We start from the raw sequence: 22,840 nt of genomic DNA, 5'->3' as shown, positions 1-22,840 counted from the left end.
AGAGAATGATAAATAAGTTCTTAAGATTTAATGTGTATGCTTCTGTATGAAATGGAGATAGCTTAAGTATCAAAGAGCTGGAAATTAAAATATACAGGAGGTTGCACCTATGAATAAAATATCGATTATTGTACCGTGTTATAACGAAGATGCGGCTCTTCCGATTTATTATAAAGAAATGTGCAAGATTATGGCTCAGATGAAAGAAGAGGAATTTGAACTGATCTTTGTAGATGACGGATCTACAGATCATACGCTGGCAGAGATGAAAACACTGCATGAGAAGGATGAACGGTGTCAGTATTTTTCTTTTTCAAGAAATTTCGGAAAAGAAGCGGCAATCTATGCAGGACTTAAAAATGCCACGGGAGATTATGCGGCAATTATGGATGTGGATCTGCAGGATCCGCCGTCACTGCTGCCAAAGATGTATGAGATTTTACAGACAGAAGATTATGACAGTGTGGCAACGAGGCGTTCTACAAGAAGCGGAGAGCCGAAGATCCGTTCCTTTCTATCTGAAAGCTTTTATAAATTTATTAACCGTATTTCCAAAACAGAGATTGTAAACGGTGCCAGAGACTACCGTCTGATGAAAAGAAATATGGTAGATGCCGTGCTGAAAATGAGCGAATATAACCGGTTTTCCAAGGGGATTTTCGGTTGGGTAGGTTTTCGTACAAAATGGCTGGAATATAAAAATATTGAGCGCTCCGCAGGAGAGACGAAGTGGTCCATGAAGAAATTATTTTTCTATTCCCTGGAAGGAATTACAGGATTTTCCGTAGCTCCATTGTCACTTGCTTCCGTGATCGGTGTAATCTTCTGCGTGGTATCCTTTTTGATGATCATTCTGATCGTTGTGCGGACATGCATCTGGGGAGATCCGGTTTCTGGCTGGCCATCGCTGGCATGTATTATCTTCCTTGTCAGTGGTGTGCAGCTTCTGTGTACCGGAATTGTTGGAGAATATCTGTCCAAGACTTATCTGGAGACAAAGCGCAGACCGATTTTTATCCTTAAAGATTCAAGTGAACCGGATAAGGAGTTAACGCATGATATGGGCTAAAGAATATTTAAAAATATGGAAAAACAGGCAGCAGTGGAAACAACTGCTGCCGTATATTTTACTGGCATTATTAAGTGTGGGAGCATGCTGGTTTTTCGCCGGAAGATATGGAATCTTTGGCGCAAAAGTAGACTGGATCAGCCAGCACAGTGTCATACCGGAACTATTCCGCCAGCAGTTTTATGATACGGGGAATTTCTTTCCGGATTTTACACTGCAGGCAGGCGGCGGGCAGAATATTTATAATTTTGCTTACTATGGTCTGTACAGTCCGGCAACCCTTCTGTCGTATCTGTTTCCGTTTGTAAGCATGAGTGATTACATTATGGCAGTCAGTGTGGGAAGTCTCGCACTTTCTGTAATGCTTTTACATTACTGGCTGAGCCGCAGAGGGTTTAACCGGAAAATCTGTTTTGGAATCAGCCTGCTTTTTCTGTTAGCAGGTCCGATGATCGTGCAGTCTTACAGCCAGATCATGTTTGTAAATTACATGCCGTGGCTGTTACTGTCCTTTCTTGGCGCAGATCGCTATCTGGACTTTGTAAAAATCATCCGGGAAAAGGCAAAGCTGCATCCGGTGCGGGAAGGTGTCAGAGCACATACTATTTTAATCATTGGTGTCTGGGGGATGATCCTTACCAGCTTTTATTTCAGTATCGGGGGGATGCTGGCGCTCGCAGTATACGGACTGTGCCGATATATAAAGATGGAAGAAAAAGCAGAAGGCGTGGCAAAAGTGACAGTCTGGAGAGATTTCATAAAAGCGACAGCAGGGTATGTCTTTTCGATGGGAATCTCCGTTTTGTTAAGCGGAATACTGCTTGTGCCGACTGCTTATTCGCTCATACAGGGAAATCATATCCAATCAGGCTATACATGGAAAGATTTGCTATTTCCCAAAATGCCGGTAGAAGAGCTGTTCTATCAGCCATATGGTGTCGGACTTACTACACTCCTTTTTACGGTATTGCTTACCGGGCTGTTTTACCGGAAATGGCAGGAACGGCTGTTAAGCCAGATCAGTCTGGTTCTTCTGGTGATTCCGGCATTTGCATGGATTTTGAATGGCGGCTTATATATCCGCGGAAAAGTATGGATTCCATTTCTGCCATTATTCTGCTATATGATTGCCACATACATAAAGAAACAGACAGAGAAACAGGTAAATGTAAAGATAAGTGCCGCAGCATATCTGGTGACATTGCTTTTTGTCTGGCATACAGATACGAAATATAGTTTTATATTGCTGGCAGAAGATATTGCATTGCTAGTGTTTTATCTTGCATTCTGTTATTTGGCTGTCTGCCGGAAAAAGAAAGGGCAGGAGCTGTGGTTGCTCGTTCCGTCCGTCTGTTTTCTGGCTGTATTTTTAACTGTCTGTATGCCAAATAAAACCCGCGTTCTGGAACCGGAATTTTATAAAACAGTAACGAACCGTTCATACAGCCGATTAGAACAGAAAATAGAAAAGAAGATGACAAAAGCAGTGAAAAAAGCAAATGGCGATTCTGGAATGTATCGCATTGAAGAGGTCGGAAATTCCAGATTCAAGGCGGCAGATTTAAACCGTATCCGTGGGAGAAAGCAGTATCTGTCATCCATGTATTCTTCAGCGTACAGTACAGAGTATCAGAATTTCAGAAAAGATACTTTCGGAGTGGAACAGCCATTCCGAAATCTGATGATGCAGTCAGTGTCGGAGAATCCTGAGTTCCGTTTCCTGATGGGTGTGCGTTATATCCTTTCAGAGAAAAATGTACCGGGATACCGGATGATCATGCAGGATGGGAAAGTGGCAGTTTATGAAAATAAAGAGGTACTCCCGATGGCATATGTAACAGATCAGACGATTTCAGACAGTGAATATGACAGCCTTAAGTATCCATATAATCAGACGGTATTTGAGAAAGCTGTCGTTGTGCAGGGTGAGGAAGCACAGGCAGTACAAAGTATAAAATCAGAAGGCAGTAAAGACAGACAAATACACAATGTGACTGCACAGAGTGTAAAAGCAGGAACGAAAGAAGTTCAGAATGTGACAACTGGAGATAAGAAAAAAGACGATATAGAGAAGCTTAATATATCTGGCAGCTTCTGGAAGATCCGCACTAGAAAGCAGACGCAGAAGGAGATAACTTTTGGACGGAAAGCAAAAGAGGGAGAAGTTCTTTATATCCGCTTCCAGGTGAAGAATCACCGCTGCGGTAAAGATGTCGCTGTGTGGCTTAACGGTGTGCGCAATAAACTGACGGCAAAGACGCATATTTATTATAATGGAAATACGATGTTCACATATGCCGTTGCGCTGAATAAAGGAGAAGAAAAAGCGAAACTTCTTCTGGACAGCGGGGATTATGATGTGAAAAATGTAGAAGCATATATGGGACAGACAGAGCAGACATTTTCTTATCATACATTCCAGACGGACTGGAAACGTACAAAGGGTAACCGGATCGAAGGAACAGTAAAAGGAATGGCGGATGGATATTTTGTTACGTCTATTCCATATGATAAAGGCTTTACTGTTAAAGTAGACGGTCATACTGTGAAGACAGAGAAGGTAAACAAAGCGTTTTTAGGATTTCGCATTGGAGCAGGAACGCATCGTGTAAAAATAACGTATCACTCACCCGGAAAACGGGCAGGCATGCTTGTTTCGTTTGTCGGAATTTTCCTTTTTGCCGGGTGGATGGCTTTAATTTCTTTACAAATAAAAAGGATATCGGTATAATACCCTTACGTGGTCAGAAGACCTGGAAAAAAGGAGAATAAATCATGAGTGAAAACGTATTAGCCGTAGTGGCAGGAAAAGAACTTACAGAAGCACAGTTTGAAGCGTATTTAAAGAGCGTTCCGAGAGAGCAGCAGATGTATGCACAGAATCCACAGTACAGAGAACAGTACAAAGAACAGTTTATCGATCTGTATCTGTTTGCACAGCTTGGAAAAGATGAGAAGATGGATGAAACTGACGAGTTCAAAGAGATCATGGAAGGAGCAAGAAGAGACATTCTGGCACAGCTTTCCATGAGAGATATGTTAAAAGATATTACAGTAACAGAAGAAGAGCAGAAGGCTTTCTATGAGGAAAATAAAGCACAGTTTGGCAAAGGTGCAACAGTAAGCGCAAAACATATCCTGACAGATTCTGAAGAGAAATGCCAGACAATCTTAAAGAATATCGAAGCAGGTGAAAAGACATTTGAGGATGCAGCAAGAGAATTTTCTACCTGTCCGTCCGGAGCAAAAGGCGGAGACCTTGGCGAATTTGGCAAAGGTCAGATGGTAAAAGAATTTGAAGATGCAGCATTTGATGCAGAGATCGGCAAGGTGGTCGGACCGGTAAAGACACAGTTCGGATATCACCTGATCAAAGTTGAGAAGAAAAATGAGCCAAAGACAGCAGAATTCGAAGAAGTAAAAGGTCAGATTTATCAGCAGTTATTAGGCAAAAAACAGAACGATGCTTATGAAGCGAAAGTAAAAGAATTAAAAGATAAATATTTAAAATAGTTTTTACGTTTTGAAAAAGAACCGTTTACTTTTCCCTGTTATCCTTATATAGTTAGAGGAGAAAGTGAAACAGGAGGATCAAAGGTATGCCAGCATTATATGCACACGACCGTTTCGGAGAGAAAGTATCGGAAAAATCAGACGGAGAATTAAAAAATATCATATTCAAATATTATAATCAGTATGAAGTCGGCCTGCAGGGACCGGATATCTTATTTTTCTACCGCCCATATCACGGGAATGATGTAGCAAAATACGGAAGCCACCTGCATGCCGTTTCTGCTTTACCATTCTTTGAGCATGCAGCGAAAGTTGTAAACCATTATGGAAGAGACAGCGCGCAGTATGCTTATCTTCTGGGATTCATCTGTCATTATACACTGGACAGTGAATGTCACCCTTATGTCAGCGAGATGATGGAAAAGGAACACGTTTCCCATCTTGCGATAGAATCCGAATTTGAGAAATATTTACTAAAAAAAGACAAACAGCATCCACTGGCTTACCGCCTGGACCGACTGATCACTGCAGACAGAGAAACTGCGCTGGCGATCGCACCATTTTATGAAAATATTTCGCCAAAGACAGTGAAAGAGTCTTTGCAGTGGCTGAAACTTGTCAAACGTTTCCTGCGCGCGCCCGGAGCGTTGAAAAGAGGATTTCTGAATCTGTTATTTACAGTTGTGCCGGGATTTGGATTCTGCAAAGATCTGATGCACCAGAAACAGGATAATCCAAACTGCACAGAGAGCAATTACGGACTTTACAAACGGTTCCGGAGAGCAGAAGATGTCGCAGTACGGCTGATGGAAAGTTTTGATGAAAGCCTGAAATACGGACAGGATCTGGAACAGCGTTTTAACCGCACATTTGAGTAAGAAAATAAAAAATGTGGATAAACAGGGACAAAAAGACGAAGACAGTGGAAAAGAGGACAGACATGGAGAATAAAAAACTGACAAAACTGGAAAAATACTGGATTATGTATGATGTGGGAAACTCGGCATTTGTAATGCTGATCGCGACGATCATACCGATCTATTTTAACTATCTGGCAAAATCTGCCGGAATATCGGAAGTCAATTATCTGGCATACTGGGGATATGCGGCATCCGTATCTACTGTGATTGTGGCGGTGATCGGACCGGTCCTTGGATCCATTGCAGATATGCAGAATTACAAAAAGCCATTATTTACCATCAGCATGATGGTCGGAGTGATCGGCTGTGCGGCAATGTCATTTCCAACATCATGGGTGGTGTTTCTTGCTGTATTTGTGATCGCAAAAGTTGGTTACAATGCCAGCCTGATTTTCTATGATTCCATGCTGGTAGATATAACAAGCACAGACCGGATGGACGAAGTGTCTTCCCAGGGGTATGCGTGGGGATATATCGGAAGCTGTATTCCGTTTATCCTGTCGCTTGTTCTCGTGTTAATGTATGAGAAGATTGGAATCACGATGCATATGGCGATGACAGGCGCATTTATTTTAAATGCAGTCTGGTGGGCAGTCGTAACGATTCCGCTACTTCGAAATTACAGACAGAAAAATTATGTGGCCGTGCCGTCTCATTCGGTAAAAAACAGCTTTAAACGCCTCGGACAAACATTTATGGATGTGCACAAAGAGAAGAAGATTTTCTGGTATCTTCTGGCATTTTTCTTCTTTATTGACGGTGTATATACAATCATTGAGATGGCAACAGCTTACGGAAGTGCGCTTGGACTGGACTCTACAGGACTTCTGCTGGCACTTCTTGTGACGCAGATTGTAGCGTTCCCGTGTGCGCTGATCTGTGCAAAATTATCCGGAAAATATCCGACAGAGCGGCTGATCGGAGTATGTATTGTGGCATATATCGGAATCGCATTATTTGCGATCCAGCTGGATAAACAGTGGGAATTCTGGACACTTGCTGTACTGGTCGGTATGTTCCAGGGAGCGATTCAGGCACTGGCGCGGTCGTATTTTGCGAAGATCATTCCGGCAGAAAAATCCGGGGAATATTTTGGAATTTATGACATATGCGGAAAAGGAGCATCCTTTATGGGCACAACGCTTGTCGGAATAGTGGCGCAGGTGACCGGCGTGGCAAACGCAGGCGTGGCGGTGATAGCAGTTTTGTTCGTTATTGGATACATTTTATTTAAAAAAGCGGTAAGAGCATAAGAGATGAAAGGGCAGAAGAAAAGCCGGTATGCGAGGTTTGTGTTCGCATACCGGCTTTTCTTCTGTATTGTCATAGTATCTGGAGAAAGCTGCCAATGGCAGCTGCCTTTGCTGTGTCTTGCAACGTACATTTTAACAGGGTTTACAAATATCCGCCGTCCAGGCCGATGATCTGTCCGGTCAGATAAATCGGTGAATTGACAAGATTTACCGTTGTCTGGGCAACTTCTTCCGGTGTGGCAAATCTGCCGGCTGGAATTTCTTCTTCTAATTCTCTGCGCTCTTCCTTATTAAGCCATTGATTCATAACGGTATCTATAACACCGCATGCAATGGCATTTACCGGGATCTGGCTTGGCGCAAGTTCTTTTGCAAGTGCGCGCGTCAGTCCGTTGACACCTGATTTGGCAGCAGAATAAGCAACTTCACAGGATGCACCGGATACGCCCCACATGGAAGAAATGTTAATGATATGTCCGGATTTTCTGGATACCATTTTCGGGATGGCTTCCCGGCAGCAATAGAAAACAGAAGACAGATCGGTCTGTATCACACGGTTCCATTCGTCATCGGTCATGTCACTTAACAAACCAAGATGGGAAACACCTGCATTGTTGACAAGCACATCAAGGGCATTACATTCGTTGTAAATGCTTTTGAAGATGTTGCGGACATCATCTGGATTGCCAATATTTCCAGGTACGCAGGTTGCGGCACCTGGATATTGTGCTTCTATCTCCTGCTGTACTTCCCGGAGTTGTTTTACAGATGAGTTACAATTTAAAAATACATGGTAGCCACAGTCTGCAAATGCATGTGCGATTGCCCGCCCAATCCCACGGGAAGCGCCTGTGACAAGAATTGTTTTGTTCATAATCGGAATCCTCCTTACGGATATTATTATACTGTCTCGTGATTGATATTTAAAGTTGTAAATGGTATCATGAAAGAAGAAATTCATACGGAGGAAACCAGCATGATAGACAAAGCGAGAGAATTTGCAACGAAGGCGCATGACGGACAATTTCGAAAAGGAACGAAAAGACCGTATATCGTTCACCCGATAGAAGTCGGGGATATTGTTTCGACGATGACAATGGATGAAGAAGTTATAAGCGCGGCTATTCTGCATGACACGATAGAAGACTGTGAGGGCGTGACAGAAAGGATGCTGGCCGAGCTTTTTTCAGAGAGAGTGGCAGGAATGGTTGCACAGGAGAGCGAAGACAAGTCCAGAACATGGATGGAGCGCAAAAGCGCTACGATCGAGCACCTGCGTACAGCGCCGCAAGAAGTGCAGATGATCGCACTGGCAGACAAGCTGTCCAATATGCGGGATATTGACCGTGATTATCCGATTGCCGGAGAGAAGCTTTGGGAACGCTTCCGCATGAAAGACAAAGAGATCATCGGCTGGTATTATAAAGGAGTAAGAGATTCTCTGAGAAAAGCATTTGCCGGTGTAGAGGCGTATGAAGAGTACTGCCGCCTTGTGGCAAAGAATTTTGAATAAATCTTAGAAAATGAATAGTTTTTTAATTGAATTTTGTAACGTGATAAAGTAATATAGTATATGATGTCAGGGGTAAAAGCATGAAACCATAATATGCCAACGTCGGACAGAATTGTGGAAGTACGGAATAATTCGTATGGCATTTTAAAAGAAAGGCAGATAATATGGCTGAGATTCGCCAAAGGATTGTATTTCATGGAAGAGTACAAGGAGTAGGTTTCCGTTATACCGCCAAATATCTGGCACAGTCACTTGGACTGACCGGCTGGGTAGAAAATGAATTTGATGGTACGGTTGTAATGGAGATTCAGGGCAGAGAGCCGATGATCCATAAGCTCCAGGAAGGACTGAACCGCAATAGCTTCATAGAGATTGAATGGATCGACACGGAAAATATACCGGTGGAACCGGAGAGTTGTTTTTATGTACGGTGATGGATGCAGTTCGGAATAGAAAAAGAACATTAAAAGATATAAGTTGGAGTGTTTAAGATGGAAAAGATAAAAAAAGAGAGCATAAAAAACAGAATTGTAACGGCTGCGTGGCAGTTGTTTTACGAAAAGGGATACAATGGAACGACAGTAGACGATATTATTGAATTATCTGGAACATCAAAAGGTTCTTTTTACTATTATTTTAATACAAAGGATGAGCTGTTGAACACATTGTCTATGATCCTGGATGATTTCTATGAAGAACTGGAAGTAAAGATGGATGCCAATATGAACAGTTTTTATAAATTGTTATATATAAATTATGAAGCACATTCTATGATTGAAGAGAAGATCAGCATTGATCTGCTGGCATCTTTGTATTCGACACAGCTTGTGGCTCAGGGAGAAAGACATTTGCTGGATCAGAACCGAAGTTATTATAAACTGGTAACGAAGATTGTGGATGAAGGGCAGAAGAAAGGACAGATCCGCAGTGACATGCCGATAAGTGAGATTACCCAGTATTATGCGATGTGTGAGCGTGCACTTGTATCCGACTGGTGTCTGAACAAAGGAGTATACTCGCTGGGTGAATACAGCAAAGAATGTATGCCGATTATGCTGGAACACTTTAAGGCATAAGCAGATTTTGGCAGATAGCTATACAGCAAAAGGGAGAAGAAATTATTCTGGAAAAATAAAATAAAAAAATTTCAAAAAACCCTTGTCAAAATAAAAATGATATGTTAATATATAACTCGGTCGCGTGAGTAACATGTTAAGCGATCGACACGATAATGTATCTTTTGGCTCCATGGTCAAGCGGTTAAGACATCGCCCTTTCACGGCGGTAACACGGGTTCGATTCCCGTTGGAGTCATTACCCAAGTAATTGGGAAGATGCCGATGTGGCTCAATTGGCAGAGCAGCTGATTTGTAATCAGCAGGTTATCGGTTCGAGTCCGATCATCGGCTTAGTTCCTAACAGGGACTTAATGATTTGGACCTTTAGCTCAGTTGGTTAGAGCAATCGGCTCATAACCGATCGGTCCTGGGTTCGAGTCCCCGAAGGTCCATATGGCCCAGTGGCTCAGTTGGTTAGAGCGCCGCCCTGTCACGGCGGAGGTCGAGAGTTCGAGTCTCTTCTGGGTCGCTTGCTTATCACATATGTGAGTAAGCGATAACAATTTGATATGGGATCATAGCTCAGCTGGGAGAGCATCTGCCTTACAAGCAGAGGGTCATAGGTTCGAGCCCTATTGGTCCCATTTCGTGATAATAGTTTGTCACGATTCGCAAGTATTAGAATCACGAAATGTGACGCGATGCTTCGCATCGATGCACACGATTCCTTCGGAATCGGCGCGATTCACCTTGTATGCCGCAGTGGCGGAACTGGCAGACGCACAGGACTTAAAATCCTGCGGGACTTATACTCCCGTACCGGTTCGATTCCGGTCTGCGGCATTAGTGGAACAAGTTCAGAGAATCACTTTTTTAGAGTGGTTCTCTGAATTTTTTTTTATTATTTAATATATAGTGCCAGGAGAGTATAATAGGCATAGAGATTTGAAATTCAGGAGGAAATGCGAATGGAATTTATAGATATGTTGAAAAAAAGACGGAGCATCAGACAGTATACAAAAGAAGCGGTTACAGGAGAGCAACTGCAACTGGTAATAAATGCAGGATTATTATCGCCATCCAGCCGTTCGATCAGGCCATGGGAACTGATCGTAGTGCAAAATAAAGACACATTGCAGAAAATGTCCGAATGTCGTGTTGGTTCGGCAAAAATGCTGGCAAATGCGTCTGCCGCAGTTGTAGTGATAGCCAATGCGGAAAAATCGGATGTATGGACGGAGGACTGTTCAATTGTGATGTCTAATATGCACCTGATGGCAGACAGCCTCGGGCTTGGAAGCTGCTGGATCCAGGGACGTTTACGGGAAACATCGGACGGACAGTCTACGGAAGAGTATCTGCGGGATATATTAGGATATCCGGAGAAAATGCATCTGGAAGCTGTTTTATCATTGGGAATCCCGGCTGTTCATCCGGAAGGACATTCGCTGGATGAGATTCCGGAAAATAAAGTGCATTATGAAAAATATGAAAATTAATATACAGACAAAAGGTAATAATGTGATATTCAAAATAACAGGTGACGTGGAGATATTGGAAACGATTATTGAGAGCGAAAAAATTATTTGAGAAAAATATATTTGGGAACTTGACATATATTGATAGTCGATATATAATTAAAGCAAATAAAAGGAAAGTTCCTGAATATTTTTTTACTCTTCACTATCGATAATCGATATAATATATTGGACGATATAAAGGGTGAAGAAAAAGTTAAGAGAGGAGAGATTTGTATGACACTTAGTAAGAATCAGGTATCCGGTAATACAGCAATGCTGATCTTGAAATTGATTTCAGAGAAAGATATGTACGGCTATGAGATGATCGACACACTGGCGAAGCGTTCAGACAATGTATTTGAACTGAAGGTTGGTACACTTTACCCGCTGCTTCACGGAATGGTGCAGTCAGGGTATCTCAAGTGCTACTCCCAGGAAGCGAATGGAAAGCTTCGAAAGTATTATCAGATCACACCGAGCGGGAAGAAATATCTTGCAAAGATGACAGAAGAGTGGAACCGCTACGCATCCGCAGTACAGAATCTGCTGCAGGCAGAAGTGTAGAAGATGTGTATGAAGATACGAACAGGGGGTGCGAGATTATGAAAGAATATGAATATTTAAAACGTCTTGGAAAATGTATTTCTAACGGTTCTGTAAGAGGAGAGATTTTGGATGAATATAAGGCACATCTGGAAGACTGTCGGGAGGCGCTTATGAAAAATGGCATGAGTAAAGCAGAAGCCGAGGAGGAAGCAGTAAGACAGATGGGCAATCCGGAAGAAGCCGGCAATGAACTCAATCAGATCCATGCGAGAGTGCTTGATTTCAGTATGTTCTGGTGGATGATGTTCTTTGCATTTTTAGTACCGGTATTTGAAGTTATCAGCAGACTTGTAACAGCAGGGAAGTATGGAATCGTGGGATTTTTGAATGAGTATCAGCAGATGGATAAGATCCCGTTGCAGGTACACCTGGTAGTCGGAACAGCAATCCTGTGTTACGGAATTATTTTAAGTATCTGGGAGAAATATTCCGGAAAGGAACTGTTCTATGCGTATGGAAGGAACTGGAAAGGAAGTTATCTGACGAACAGCGGAACCGTAATGGCATTGGCAGGTCTGATCTGTTCAGCAGCAATTCCGGTCAGAGGATTTGTAAAAGGAATGATCGGCGTGTTTGCAGCAACAGTGTTGAATATCATTATCCGGACAGTGATGAATCTGATTCGTAACCGCAGAGAGCAAAAATATCTGTGGGAGATTGGATTTGCTGATACAGAAATTACCTGGAACGGCAAAGGTACGATCTGCGGTAGCAATATGAAAGTCCGCGCGAGAGCATCTGAAGAAGGGGCTGTAATCCCGTCAGGTGCACCGATCATGGTCGTAAGTATGGAAGGATTCAAGCCGGTAGTGATAGCAATATAAAGCGTACAAGTGCGAATGATACAGATTGTGATGAATGGCGAAAAGAATAAAAACCAAGATGCAATTTGTAAAATGAGTTTGTTTTCTTAGTGTTACATGATAAAATAGAATCAAGTGAAAAGCGAAAAGATCAGTATGCATTTGCATATTGGTCTTTTTGCCGCTATAGAATTTGGATGAAGCTGCCAGTGGCAGATTCATCAATGAAATAATTATAATAAACAAAAGAATGGTAAGTGACGAACAAAAAGGGGATTGTTTGGAATGTCAGAGAGAACTTTTAAGAAAAATGAAATTACAGAGGGTGTGATTTGGAAACAGTTATTGATCTTTTTCTTCCCGATCATGCTCGGCACACTGGTACAGCAGTTTTACACAACTGTGGATACGATCATAGTCGGAAGATTTGTCGGCAAGGCAGCGCTTGCCAGTGTGGGTGGACCGGCAGCAGTTATTGCGAATATCGTTATTACCTTTTTTAACGGCCTTGCCAATGGTGCAGCGGTCATTATTGCTCAGTATTATGGATCAAGGGATGAGAAAAGACTGCACGTGGGATTACATACTGCATATGCATTTTCCATTATGACCAGTATTGCGGTTACAGTAGTTGGAGTGATCGGAACACCGTATTTTTTGAAATGGATGAACACACCGGAAGATATGATGGCAGATTCGACCATTTATCTGCGGGTATATTTTTTGGGAATTATTTTTACCCTTGTGTATAATATGGGAGCAGCGATCATGCGTGCAGCGGGGGATTCCAGAAGACCTCTTCTGTATCTGATCGTATGCAGTGTGATGAATATCATTCTGGATATTGTGATGGTTGTATTCTTACATATGGGCATTGCAGGAGCTGCGCTGGCGACGGTGATTTCGCAGTGCATCAGTGCGGCGTTGGTTACCTACTCGCTGATGCATGCGTATGATGTGATGAAACTGAAGCTCCGTGAAATTCGTATGAACATGTCTGTACTTGCAAAAGAATTAAAAATCGGGATTCCGGGAGCACTGCAGGCATGTGCTTACGGTGTGACAAATGTCATCATCCAGGCAGTGGTAAATGGATTTGGGACAGACACAGCAGCGGGCTGGGCGGCTTATGGAAAGCTGGATATGATCTTCTGGACGGTCAACAGTGCGCTTGGTGTTGCGGTTACAACTTTCGTTGGTCAGAATTACGGAGCCGGTAAGATGGATCGTGTATACAAGAGCATTCGTGTCAATCTTGGAATTTCCTATTTATTTAACGGAGTTGTGCTGGTTGTACTGTATGTTTTCTGCGAACCGCTGTATCACCTGTTTACGACCGATCAGGCAGTCATAGATATCGGAGTTTATATGCTCAGATTCCTTGTGCCAAGCTACTTGCTAAGCGTACTGCTTGAGAATCTGACCGGCGGACTGAGGGGCTTAGGTGATGTGTTGTGGCCGACGATCTTTACGTTTGCAGGATTATTCTTTGTGAGATTGCCTTGGACGATGATCATGACGCAGCTCCATCATAATGTGGAGACTTTACTGATCAGTTACCCGCTTGCGTGGGGGACAACGATTATTTGCCTGATACCATACTATTTTTGGAGAAAAAAGAAGAAAATGTCGCAGATTGCTTGACCTTCAAGTGACTTGATAGTGTATTGTTGAGCCATCAAAAGAGATGATCATCATATATTATCAGGAAAGAAGGAAGTAGGATGCGAGAGAAAAGAGGTTATAATATGAATATCAAAGAAGTTGAGAAAGTTACCGGACTTACGAAAGCAAATATCCGGTTTTATGAAGAAGAAGGGCTGGTGTGCCCAAAACGAAATGAACAGAATAATTATCGTATCTATACAGAGGTAGAGATAAAACGTTTACAGGAAGTAAAAAAATTAAGACTGCTTGGAATTTCCATTCCGGAGATCCAGAAGATCTATGCGGAAGAATTATCATTGCAAAAAGCAATGGAAAGACGTTTGAAAGAGATTAGGGAAGAGGAGCGATTACTTCAGGAGACAAGGGCAATCTGTCAGAAAGCGATTCGCGCGAACTGGAATCTGAATGAGATTGACCAGTTAGAAATCAAGGAGTCAAAAGAAGAGTGGCAGGAGCGGCTCAGAAAATTAATGACAGAAGACCTTGTGCAGACAAAACTTACGAGAAATGAGCTCAATAATACAATTGGCTTGTTGTTCAGTGCAGGTATGCTGATCAGTATGCTGACCGTGTATTTTATGAATGTTACCTGGATAAAGGAGTATATGTATATTGGAGTTGCAGCAATTGGAGTGGAAGTTGCGTTTCTGATCATATCTGCGATGTCCTCCGATATAAAAGTACATATGGGTATACTGTTTGCTGGGGCGATTGCACAGCCAGTCGCACTTACTGCGGTGATGGGATTTGTAATGGAACTGATACATGATTCGCAGAAATCACATACTGCGTATATGAAGATGGAATACCATTATATTATCGGGCTTTATGTTCTGACATTGCTTTTAGGTATCTTACTCTGGCTTGGCTCTAAAGTCTGGAAAATGGTATTACAGTCACTTGCCGTTACACTGCTTATTGGAATCATCGGTGTGGGTGTGCTGACAGGTGGATTTTATGTTTCTTACAGAGGACTTCTGGGAATGCAGGGTTCGCTTATACTTGCAGCCGGAGCGCTGGTGTATGTAGTAACAGTTCTTGGTGTATGGCAGCATGCCAACAGTGACTGGAAAGCATACAACCGTTATCATGGCGTGTATACAGCGGGGCAGATGGTTAATGTATTTGCTACGATTATGAGTGCAGCTGGATACAACAGCTGGCGTAACTGGAGAAGATAGAGTGAGAACAACATTGATTTTCGAAAAAAACAGAGTTTTGGTTATTCCAGGGAATTGTAATCAGAATCTGTGTGTGATACTATAAATAAATAGTATCAAAAACAAAGGAGATTTTACGATGAACTTTTTGGAAGAACGGATTGTAAAAGATGGGATTGTAAAAGATGGAAATGTACTGAAAGTAGACAGTTTCCTAAATCATCAGATGGATATTGAACTGTTTAATGAGATCGGTAAGGAATTTAAGAGACGTTTTGAAGGCAAGAATATTAATAAGATTCTTACAATAGAAGCTTCCGGTATCGGAATTGCCTGTATTGTAGCACAGTATTTTAACGCACCGGTTGTATTTGCGAAGAAGACGAAGAGCATCAATCTGGAAGGTGAGATGTATGTAGCAGAAGTAGAATCTTTTACGCACAAATGCAAGAACCAGGTTATTGTTGCGAAGAAATTTTTAAGCGAAGATGACCATGTGTTATTAATTGATGATTTCCTTGCAAACGGATGTGCACTTCAGGGATTGATCCAGATTGTGCAGTCTGCCGGTGCAACCGTAGAAGGCATCGGAATTGTAATTGAGAAGGGATTCCAGGCAGGTGGAAGAGTCATTCGTAATCTGGGATTCCAGTTAGAGTCGCTGGCGATCGTTGACAATATGAACACTGAGACAGGAGAAGTTTATTTCAGAGAGCAGTAAAGAAAGACCGGTGCATCAGGTGGTGCACCGGTCTTTTTGAGAGGGTAAAATGAAAAATCTATATAAACTGTTATTCAGTAATTGTCTAGGCGAGGTCCGGCAGACATAAGAGCTACTCCCCAGGCTATACATCCGACGTCCTCTTTAGTTGATACTGTTAGTATATAAGCAAATTGTGACGGCAATATGACAAAAACTGGAAATGTTTATAAAATTTCTTAAGAAAATCTTATCCTAACCTAAAGGATTTTATAATGGTCAGGGAAGGCATTTTTTCTTACAGCGTGTGAATAAATTTCAGGAAATCAGCACGTCCCTGTTCGGTGCATTTATATACACCGGCATCTTCCAGTACGTGTGTGAAGACGTTGCCAACCTCTTTCTGAAGGATTTCCATAACATTTTCTTTTGTAATATTGTCGTAAGTCGGAAGAAATTCTTCTACCCAGTCTGCATGCTTTTCGATTTTTTTGTTTGAACGGATATCTTTGCCATTTACAATGTAATCGGCAAGAAGTTCCAGTTCTTCTTTCAGACGGGATGGAAGTACGGCAAGTCCCATAACTTCGATCAGTCCGATATTTTCCTTCTTAATATGATGATACTGTGCATGCGGGTGATAAACACCTAACGGATGTTCGTCGGTCGTAATGTTGTTGCGAAGTGTCAGATCCAGCTCATAAGTATCACCGTTTTTTCTGGCAATCGGTGTAATTGTGTTGTGCGGTTCACCGTTTGTTTCAGCATAAATAAATGCATCTTCATCCGTATAAGATCTCCAGCAGTTTAATACATGTTCCGCAAGATCGATCAGGCGTGATGTGTCTTTGCTGCGGATGCGAAGTACGGATAATGGCCATTTTACAATACCGGCTTCCACATCTTCATATCCCGGAATCGTTACCGGAAGTTCGATTTTTGCTTTCGCCATGGCGAATGTATAGTGTCCGCCCTGAAAATGATCGTGGCTTAAGATAGAGCCACCGACAATCGGAAGATCGGCATTGGAACCAAGGAAATAATGTGGAAATAATTTGATAAAATCAAATAATTTGGTAAATGCAGCACGGTCGATCTTCATTGGCACATGTTCACCATTAAAGACGATGCAGTGCTCATTATAGTATACATATGGGGAATACTGGAATCCCCAGTTACTCTGGTTGATCGTGATCGGAATAATACGGTGGTTTTCTCTCGCCGGATGATTGACTCTTCCGGCGTAACCTTCATTTTCCATGCAAAGCTGACATTTCGGGTAGCTGCTTGCGGCAGCATTTCTTGCGGCAGCGATTGCTTTTGGATCTTTCTCCGGTTTGGATAAATTGATTGTAATATCAATTTCACCGTATGGAGAATCGACTTTCCACTTCAGGTCTTTTGCTACGCGGTAGCGGCGGATGTAATCACTGTCCTGACTGAATTTATAATAATAGTCCGTTGCTTTTTCTGGGGAAATAGCATATTTTTCCCAGAAAGCTGCCTGTACCTGTGCGGGTCTTGGAAGCAGACAGTTCATAAGCTTTGTGTCGAAGAGATCGCGGTAAACAACGTTGTCTTCAATGATTCCACGCTCTACGGCAATATTTAAAAGGTTTGCAAGGATTGTTTCAAGATCCGGAGAGCCATAAGCCACAGCTTCCGGCTCTTCGTAGTTATCTTCGTGAAAAAGATCTAACAGAAGATTTGTTGTATAGATCCGTTCACATTCCGGTGTCAGTCCGGTTCTGATTCCATAGTCTACTAAATGTCTGATATTTTCATATAACATCTGAATCCCTCCTAGCTCAGACGGTGTGCGCCATCGCCAACTTCTACAACATAGAACTCAGCAGTGTTTCCGGTCTGCTCTTTATATCCGTTACCAACTTTTTCGATAAATGTATCAACCGCATCATTTTTTACAATGCTGACAGTACATCCGCCGAATCCGCCTCCTGTGATACGGGAACCGATAACGCCCGGGATTTCCCATGCAAGGTCTACGAGAATATCGATTTCTTCGCAGGATACTTCGTAATCATTTTTTAGAGAAATGTGGGATTCGTTCATCAATTTACCAAATTCTTCAATATTGTTTGCTTTCAATGCAGCGACTGCACGGATGGTTCGCTGGTTTTCGTATACAGCATGTTTTGCACGGAGCTGTCTTACAGGATCTTTGATTGTATCTTTGTGTGCTTCGAACTCTGCTTCCGTAAGATCGCCGAGAGTAACAATCGGCATTTCGGATTTCAGTTCTTCCAGAGCAGTTTCACATTCACTTCTGCGGTCATTGTATGCAGAATCTACAAGACTGTGTTTTACTTTACTGTTTGTGATAACGATTTTTGCATCTGGGAGTACAACCGGTGCATATTCGTATTCCAGAGTATTTGTGTCAAGGAAAATCGCATTGTCTTTTTTACCCATGGCACTTGCAAACTGATCCATGATTCCACAGTTGCAACCATTGAAGTTATTTTCAGAATACTGTCCGATCTGTGCAATCTCCGGCATCGTAATCTCATCAAATCCAAACATATCTTTTAACACAATACCTGTCAGTACTTCCAGGGAAGCAGAAGAGGACAGTCCGGAACCGTTTGGAATATCACCGTAAATAGCAATGTCCATTCCCTGCGGAAGTTTGTAGCCGCGTTTCTCGAATGTCCACATCACTCCCTTTGGATAGTTTGTCCAGTCTGCTTTTTCATCTGGTACAAGGTCATCAAGACTTGTCTCAATCACACCAAGGGAAGCGAAGTTTTCAGAATAGAAGCGGAGAACACGGTCGTCTCTTTTTCTTGCTACCGCATAAGTTCCAAGTGTTAATGCACATGGAAATACGTGTCCGCCATTATAATCTGTATGCTCTCCGATCAAGTTTACGCGTCCAGGCGCGAAATACGTGCGGATATCTCCGTCGGCACCGAAAAGATTCTGAAAAGTTTCCATTAATTTCTCTGTCATTTTTTATTCTCCATTCTTTTTTATTTTATAGTTGCGATAAATGCTTTGTTGAACTATGATAATAATAATGAGATAAATAAACACTCGCAATAAGAATAATAGACAATACTATAAGAATATTGAGGAAGTGGAAAATGCAGATTAATATTGAAGAGAATCAGAAAGAAATCAAGGAACATGGCAGTTACAGTTTCCCGTTAAATGTAGCTGTGGAGCATATTGAGTCCTATGAGCAGGGTGCATTTTTGTGGCACTGGCACCCGGAGATCGAGATTACGAAGATCGTATCCGGAGAGATGGAATACCACATTAATGAAAAGACATATAATCTGGAAGAGGGCGAAGGCATGTTTGGAAACAGCCGGACGCTGCATGCCGGATACCGGCGTGACCGGAAGGACTGTACATATTTATCCATTACTTTTCATCCGCGTCTGGTTTACGGATATGAAGGGAGTGTTTTTCACAGTAAATATGTGGAGCCGTTGGTTGATGACAGCAGTTTTGCAGCGCTTAAGCTGGAAAAAGATATAGAGTGGCATCAGGACATTTTGCGGCGGATGGTTAAGATCCAGAAACTTATGGATGAACAGCCGGAAGATTATGAGATGCAGATCCAGCAGGAAGTCCTTAGAATCTGGGATTATCTGTACCGGGAATATAGAAAAAGACCGCATGCAAAAGCGGAGAGCGCAGTGCATCTGGAACGTCTCAGGGAAATGCTTTCTTACATGGAACAGAATTACAGCCGTGACATCAATCTGGATGATATAGCAGCACATGTGAATATTTGTAAAAGTGAATGTTGTAGATTTTTTAAGAAACATATGGATATGACCATTCTGGAATATCTGATGTCTCTTCGGATACAGAAAAGTATTCCACTTCTGAAAAAAGGAAAGAGCGTTGCAGAGACAGCCGGACTGGTTGGATTTGCCAGCCCGGCGTATTTTGGCCAGATTTTCAAGCGGTACATGCACTGTACGCCGAAGTCTATACAGAAGTAATAACAAGATTTAAGCAAATTTACGGATTTTCAGCGGCACACCAAGGTCAGCGGTCAGCTTCTTACAGGCTTCAATCTGATCTTCCGGGAGAACATCTACAATGGATAATCTTACCGACGGGATCACTTTATGGGCTTCCTGTGCAAAGGAAAGCATAGCTTCAAAAGCTCCTTCGAAACGAGGTCTTGTGACAGCATTGTATTTTTCGGCATCCGGTGCATTCAGACTGATGGAAAGTGCATCGACAACCGGGGCAAGTTCCGGAACAATATCTCGTCCGTGCTGAAGATTGCCAAGTCCGTTTGTATTAATGCGGATTTTTACACCGTATTTTTCTTTGGCATACTTTGCGGATGCCAGAAGGATGTCGAGCGCACAGGTCGGTTCTCCATAACCGCAGTAAACAAGCTCATCATAACCGGTAAAATCAAAAGCATCCATGGCAGCTTTAATCTCTTCCAGTGTCGGATCTTTTTTGTGCCAGAGTGTCTCGGCATCACCGACACCGTCTTCGTGACTTCGGATGCAGAAGGTGCATCTGCAGTTGCATTGATTTGTAATGTTTGCGTATACCTGATTTTTGTATGTGTATAAAATGTCAGCCATTTTTTGTTCTCCTATCTTAAAGTATTTCATTAGAAAGCTGTCTGCGGCAGCTCAAGCAGATAATATTTTAGATTTACTGATATAAAATCAATTCTGCTTTATTTTTGATATGTGCCTTATCCATTGCACCTGCAAGTACAAGAAAAATCACAGCACTTCCACCGGACTGTACAGCGCTTCCTGCAAAAGAAACGATGACAGATATCCAGGAGCCAAAGAGGATTCCCTGGGCAAGATAATAACCGGTTGCGGAAATAAGAGCGGCGAGGAAAGGTGCAATGATATTACGCCCGTTCAGCATGCGACCGTTTTTACTTGTAAATGGTAATGTGATCAGCATCTTGATTATAATCGTTGCCGGCGCCCACATTGGTGCAGTCAGAAGGTCTGCAAGTCCTCCGCCGATTGCAGCGGCAGCCATCGCATATGGTCTTGGCAGGATCACAGCTGCAACATAGATCAGGGCATCACCGAAGTGGATATATCCACCGTTTGCACCGTAAGGTATATGACAGATATATGCAGTCATCAAGGTGATGATTGCTGCGAATAATCCGGTGACAGTCAATAAAGTAACTGGTTTTTGCTGTTTCTCATTCATTATTAAATCCCCTTTTCTAATCCGGCAGTAAGCATTGCCAGATATTGCTCATAATTTACACCATCATTAGCCGGAATATGTTCCCTGACAGAGTCAGCAAGTGCGGCTTCCAGAAATGTACCGGCGAGTTTAATGGTGGCTGGTACATCATATCCCCTTGCAATCCCTGCGCTTAAGCAGGAGGCAAAAAGATCTCCGGTTCCGGAATAACTGCCACCGATATATGGAAAAGCGACAAGTGTCTGCACTTCTTTTGTAACATAGAGGTTTCCCATTTTGCGAGTTCCGTCATTATCAGAAAAACGGATTCCGGTTACAATAACTTTAGAAGGTCCGGCTTCACAAAGACTCTGTGCCAGCTTCACGATTTCTTTCATCATAGATTCTGCATCGGAAATGGCAACCAGTTCATGATAAGAAGCATCCGTGAGTAATGTCAGCTCTGTCAGATTTGGTGTGATAATGTCAGCGGTCATGGCAAGTTTTTTCATTTTGCGCAACAGTTCGGGAGTGAACATTGCGTAGGTGTGCCCATCGTCCCCCATAACCGGATCGACTAATAAGAATGTGTCCGGTGTGTCAAATGTTTCTACGAAATGAAAAATCTGGTCAATTTGCTGCTCGCTTGCTACGAATCCGGTGTAAATACCGTCAAAAGTCTGCCCCATCTTTTTCCATTCGCTTCGAAAATACTCCATCTTCTCTGTATAATCATCACAATAATAACTCGGATATCCGGTCTGAGCGGATAACACTGCTGTCGGCAGCGGACAGGGCTGCACTCCCATAGCGGCAATGACAGAGATTGCTGCAGTAAGAGAACACCTGCCGAATCCGGATAAATCATTGATTACGGCAATTTTTTTTGTCATAGTGTAACTTCCCTTCATCAAAACTACACTTATCTTAGCACTAAAGTGGTGTGTTTGAAAAAGCCAGATATAACAAAACTAAGCAAGCCAGTTAAAGGAGATAAAAATAGGTGGGTTTCAAGTATAAAATGTGATAAGATAAATACAAATTGAAAAAGTATATCTTAATATTAGAGAAAGATGGGGAATGAATTTATGATTACGCCAATTCAGAAGAATAAAGTATACGAAGATATATCAACACAGATAAAAAAACAGATTGAAGACGGGACCTGGAAAGAGGGAGAACGTATTCAAGGGGAAATAGAACTGGCAAAAGAATTCCAGGTTGGCAGAAGTTCCATAAGAGAGGCAATAAAATCTTTGCAGGTGTTAGGAATCCTGGAGGCGCGGACCGGACAGGGAACTTATATTGCACCGAATGCGTTACAGAGGATCAATGATAATCGTCTGATGGAAATGATGAGCAATGAACATTATTATGATGAGATCTTACAGTGCAGATTAATATTGGAATCTCAGGCGGCTTACCTTGCAGCAAAGCAGTGTACGGAAGAAGATATTGCATATTTACAGAAAAATTATGAAGAGATGGTAGAAGATACGTTACAGGGCCGGGATGAAGAGTCTGAAAAAAAAGGACATGAATTTCATGCTTACATTGTGAAGATGCTTCATAATGATGTGCTGATGGCGCTATATAATTCATTGGTGCAGATGGTTTTGGAGGAAAGAGAAGAGTTTGAAAAGGACTCGGAGCTTGAAGAGGTGTTATCATACCATCGTGAACATGGTGAGGTGATTCAGGCATTAAAAGATCATGATGCCGAGCGAGCTCGAAAGATTGTGGAATATCATTTAACTAGAAAAATGAGAAATAAATAGAATAAAAACATGAGTTGTCTAAATTGTTGCGACAACTCATGTTTTTTTGAAACAATTTCAAATAACTACTTGACTTTTGATGGATTTAATGTATATTAAATGTAAGGCTGTCA

Annotated in this window: 22 protein-coding genes and 6 tRNA genes; 22 read left to right on the top strand and 6 right to left on the bottom strand. The window is 42.2% G+C overall.

Going from position 1 to position 22,840, the window contains the following annotated elements; genetic code table 11:
* Nucleotides 1-109: 109 nt before the first annotated feature.
* The 5 genes from DWY31_RS03755 (at nt 110) to DWY31_RS03735 (ending at nt 6,755) form a co-directional block, all read left to right on the top strand.
* The gene (locus tag DWY31_RS03755; RefSeq protein WP_118519561.1) at nt 110-1,069 is read left to right on the top strand and encodes a glycosyltransferase family 2 protein; all 960 of its coding nucleotides are present in this window, start codon (nt 110-112) and stop codon (nt 1,067-1,069) included.
* Nucleotides 1,056-3,800, top strand: coding sequence for a YfhO family protein (locus DWY31_RS03750; RefSeq protein WP_118519560.1), 2,745 nt, complete (start codon nt 1,056-1,058; stop codon nt 3,798-3,800). The genes DWY31_RS03755 and DWY31_RS03750 overlap by 14 nt, the downstream gene beginning before the upstream one ends.
* A gap of 44 nt (nt 3,801-3,844) precedes the next feature.
* Nucleotides 3,845-4,582, top strand: a complete 738-nt coding sequence (locus DWY31_RS03745) for a peptidylprolyl isomerase (protein WP_118519559.1) — start codon at nt 3,845-3,847, stop codon at nt 4,580-4,582.
* Nucleotides 4,583-4,668: 86 nt separating this feature from the next.
* Nucleotides 4,669-5,460, top strand: a complete 792-nt coding sequence (locus tag DWY31_RS03740; protein ID WP_118519558.1) for a zinc dependent phospholipase C family protein — start codon at nt 4,669-4,671, stop codon at nt 5,458-5,460.
* Nucleotides 5,461-5,522: 62 nt separating this feature from the next.
* Nucleotides 5,523-6,755 (top strand): MFS transporter, encoded by a 1,233-nt coding sequence (locus DWY31_RS03735; RefSeq protein WP_118519594.1) that lies wholly within the window; start codon nt 5,523-5,525, stop codon nt 6,753-6,755.
* Between the two features lie 142 nt (nt 6,756-6,897).
* Here DWY31_RS03735 and ymfI read toward each other — a convergent pair whose 3' ends face one another.
* The gene (ymfI, locus tag DWY31_RS03730; protein ID WP_118287962.1) at nt 6,898-7,629 is read right to left on the bottom strand and encodes an elongation factor P 5-aminopentanone reductase; all 732 of its coding nucleotides are present in this window, start codon (nt 7,627-7,629) and stop codon (nt 6,898-6,900) included.
* Nucleotides 7,630-7,731: 102 nt separating this feature from the next.
* Between ymfI and DWY31_RS03725 the strand changes: the two genes are divergently transcribed.
* From DWY31_RS03725 to DWY31_RS03655, 15 genes are all read left to right on the top strand, one after another.
* Complete coding sequence (locus tag DWY31_RS03725; protein WP_118519557.1) at nt 7,732-8,268, top strand: HD domain-containing protein; 537 nt, start codon at nt 7,732-7,734, stop codon at nt 8,266-8,268.
* Nucleotides 8,269-8,432: 164 nt separating this feature from the next.
* Complete coding sequence (locus DWY31_RS03720; RefSeq protein WP_021861187.1) at nt 8,433-8,702, top strand: acylphosphatase; 270 nt, start codon at nt 8,433-8,435, stop codon at nt 8,700-8,702.
* Nucleotides 8,703-8,759: 57 nt separating this feature from the next.
* Entirely contained in the window at nt 8,760-9,344 is a 585-nt protein-coding gene (locus tag DWY31_RS03715) for a TetR/AcrR family transcriptional regulator (RefSeq protein WP_118287960.1), read from the top strand.
* Between the two features lie 166 nt (nt 9,345-9,510).
* A tRNA-Glu gene (locus DWY31_RS03710) sits at nt 9,511-9,582 on the top strand.
* A 22-nt stretch (nt 9,583-9,604) separates the two neighbouring features.
* Nucleotides 9,605-9,677 (top strand) — tRNA-Thr (locus DWY31_RS03705).
* A 27-nt stretch (nt 9,678-9,704) separates the two neighbouring features.
* Nucleotides 9,705-9,778: transfer RNA gene (locus tag DWY31_RS03700), tRNA-Ile, on the top strand.
* Between the two features lie 3 nt (nt 9,779-9,781).
* Nucleotides 9,782-9,855, top strand: a tRNA-Asp gene (locus tag DWY31_RS03695).
* Nucleotides 9,856-9,897: 42 nt separating this feature from the next.
* A tRNA-Val gene (locus tag DWY31_RS03690) sits at nt 9,898-9,970 on the top strand.
* Nucleotides 9,971-10,082: 112 nt separating this feature from the next.
* Nucleotides 10,083-10,169 (top strand) — tRNA-Leu (locus tag DWY31_RS03685).
* A 125-nt stretch (nt 10,170-10,294) separates the two neighbouring features.
* Nucleotides 10,295-10,825, top strand: coding sequence for a nitroreductase family protein (locus DWY31_RS03680; protein WP_021860733.1), 531 nt, complete (start codon nt 10,295-10,297; stop codon nt 10,823-10,825).
* A gap of 255 nt (nt 10,826-11,080) precedes the next feature.
* A complete protein-coding gene (locus DWY31_RS03675; RefSeq protein WP_021860734.1) occupies nt 11,081-11,410 on the top strand; it encodes a PadR family transcriptional regulator in 330 nt (109 codons plus the stop codon).
* Between the two features lie 38 nt (nt 11,411-11,448).
* Complete coding sequence (locus DWY31_RS03670) at nt 11,449-12,276, top strand: permease prefix domain 1-containing protein (RefSeq protein WP_118519556.1); 828 nt, start codon at nt 11,449-11,451, stop codon at nt 12,274-12,276.
* Nucleotides 12,277-12,540: 264 nt separating this feature from the next.
* Nucleotides 12,541-13,899 carry an MATE family efflux transporter gene (locus DWY31_RS03665; protein WP_118519555.1) on the top strand — a complete coding sequence of 453 codons (1,359 nt, stop codon included), beginning with the start codon at nt 12,541-12,543 and terminating at the stop codon, nt 13,897-13,899.
* 80 nt (nt 13,900-13,979) lie between these two features.
* On the top strand, nt 13,980-15,104 hold the full coding sequence (locus DWY31_RS03660; RefSeq protein WP_118519554.1) for a MerR family transcriptional regulator: 1,125 nt from the start codon (nt 13,980-13,982) through the stop codon (nt 15,102-15,104).
* A 118-nt stretch (nt 15,105-15,222) separates the two neighbouring features.
* Complete coding sequence (locus tag DWY31_RS03655; protein WP_021860738.1) at nt 15,223-15,804, top strand: xanthine phosphoribosyltransferase; 582 nt, start codon at nt 15,223-15,225, stop codon at nt 15,802-15,804.
* Nucleotides 15,805-16,081: 277 nt separating this feature from the next.
* Here DWY31_RS03655 and galT read toward each other — a convergent pair whose 3' ends face one another.
* Together galT and DWY31_RS03645 are read right to left on the bottom strand one after the other, a co-directional pair.
* Complete coding sequence (galT, locus tag DWY31_RS03650; RefSeq protein ID WP_117536913.1) at nt 16,082-17,575, bottom strand: UDP-glucose--hexose-1-phosphate uridylyltransferase; 1,494 nt, start codon at nt 17,573-17,575, stop codon at nt 16,082-16,084.
* 11 nt (nt 17,576-17,586) lie between these two features.
* Nucleotides 17,587-18,756 carry a galactokinase gene (locus DWY31_RS03645; protein WP_021860740.1) on the bottom strand — a complete coding sequence of 390 codons (1,170 nt, stop codon included), beginning with the start codon at nt 18,754-18,756 and terminating at the stop codon, nt 17,587-17,589.
* A gap of 134 nt (nt 18,757-18,890) precedes the next feature.
* On the opposite strand from DWY31_RS03645, the gene DWY31_RS03640 reads away from it, so the two are divergent.
* A complete protein-coding gene (locus DWY31_RS03640) occupies nt 18,891-19,763 on the top strand; it encodes a helix-turn-helix transcriptional regulator (RefSeq protein ID WP_118287959.1) in 873 nt (290 codons plus the stop codon).
* A 9-nt stretch (nt 19,764-19,772) separates the two neighbouring features.
* Here DWY31_RS03640 and DWY31_RS03635 read toward each other — a convergent pair whose 3' ends face one another.
* The 3 genes from DWY31_RS03635 to DWY31_RS03625 form a co-directional block, all read right to left on the bottom strand.
* Nucleotides 19,773-20,369: a TIGR04100 family radical SAM protein gene (locus DWY31_RS03635; protein WP_021860742.1), complete on the bottom strand. Its 597-nt coding sequence runs from the start codon at nt 20,367-20,369 to the stop codon at nt 19,773-19,775.
* 73 nt (nt 20,370-20,442) lie between these two features.
* On the bottom strand, nt 20,443-20,970 hold the full coding sequence (locus DWY31_RS03630; RefSeq protein WP_021860743.1) for a TIGR04002 family protein: 528 nt from the start codon (nt 20,968-20,970) through the stop codon (nt 20,443-20,445).
* Between the two features lie 2 nt (nt 20,971-20,972).
* Nucleotides 20,973-21,842 (bottom strand): pyridoxamine kinase, encoded by an 870-nt coding sequence (locus DWY31_RS03625; protein ID WP_118287958.1) that lies wholly within the window; start codon nt 21,840-21,842, stop codon nt 20,973-20,975.
* 195 nt (nt 21,843-22,037) lie between these two features.
* On the opposite strand from DWY31_RS03625, the gene DWY31_RS03620 reads away from it, so the two are divergent.
* On the top strand, nt 22,038-22,727 hold the full coding sequence (locus tag DWY31_RS03620; RefSeq protein WP_158549875.1) for a FadR/GntR family transcriptional regulator: 690 nt from the start codon (nt 22,038-22,040) through the stop codon (nt 22,725-22,727).
* The last annotated feature ends 113 nt before the right edge of the window (nt 22,728-22,840 follow it).

This window comes from Dorea sp. AF24-7LB, assembly GCF_003478575.1.
GTDB classification, from domain to species: Bacteria; Bacillota; Clostridia; order Lachnospirales; family Lachnospiraceae; genus Dorea_D; species Dorea_D hominis.
This window is presented reverse-complemented; position numbering and strand designations above follow the sequence as displayed.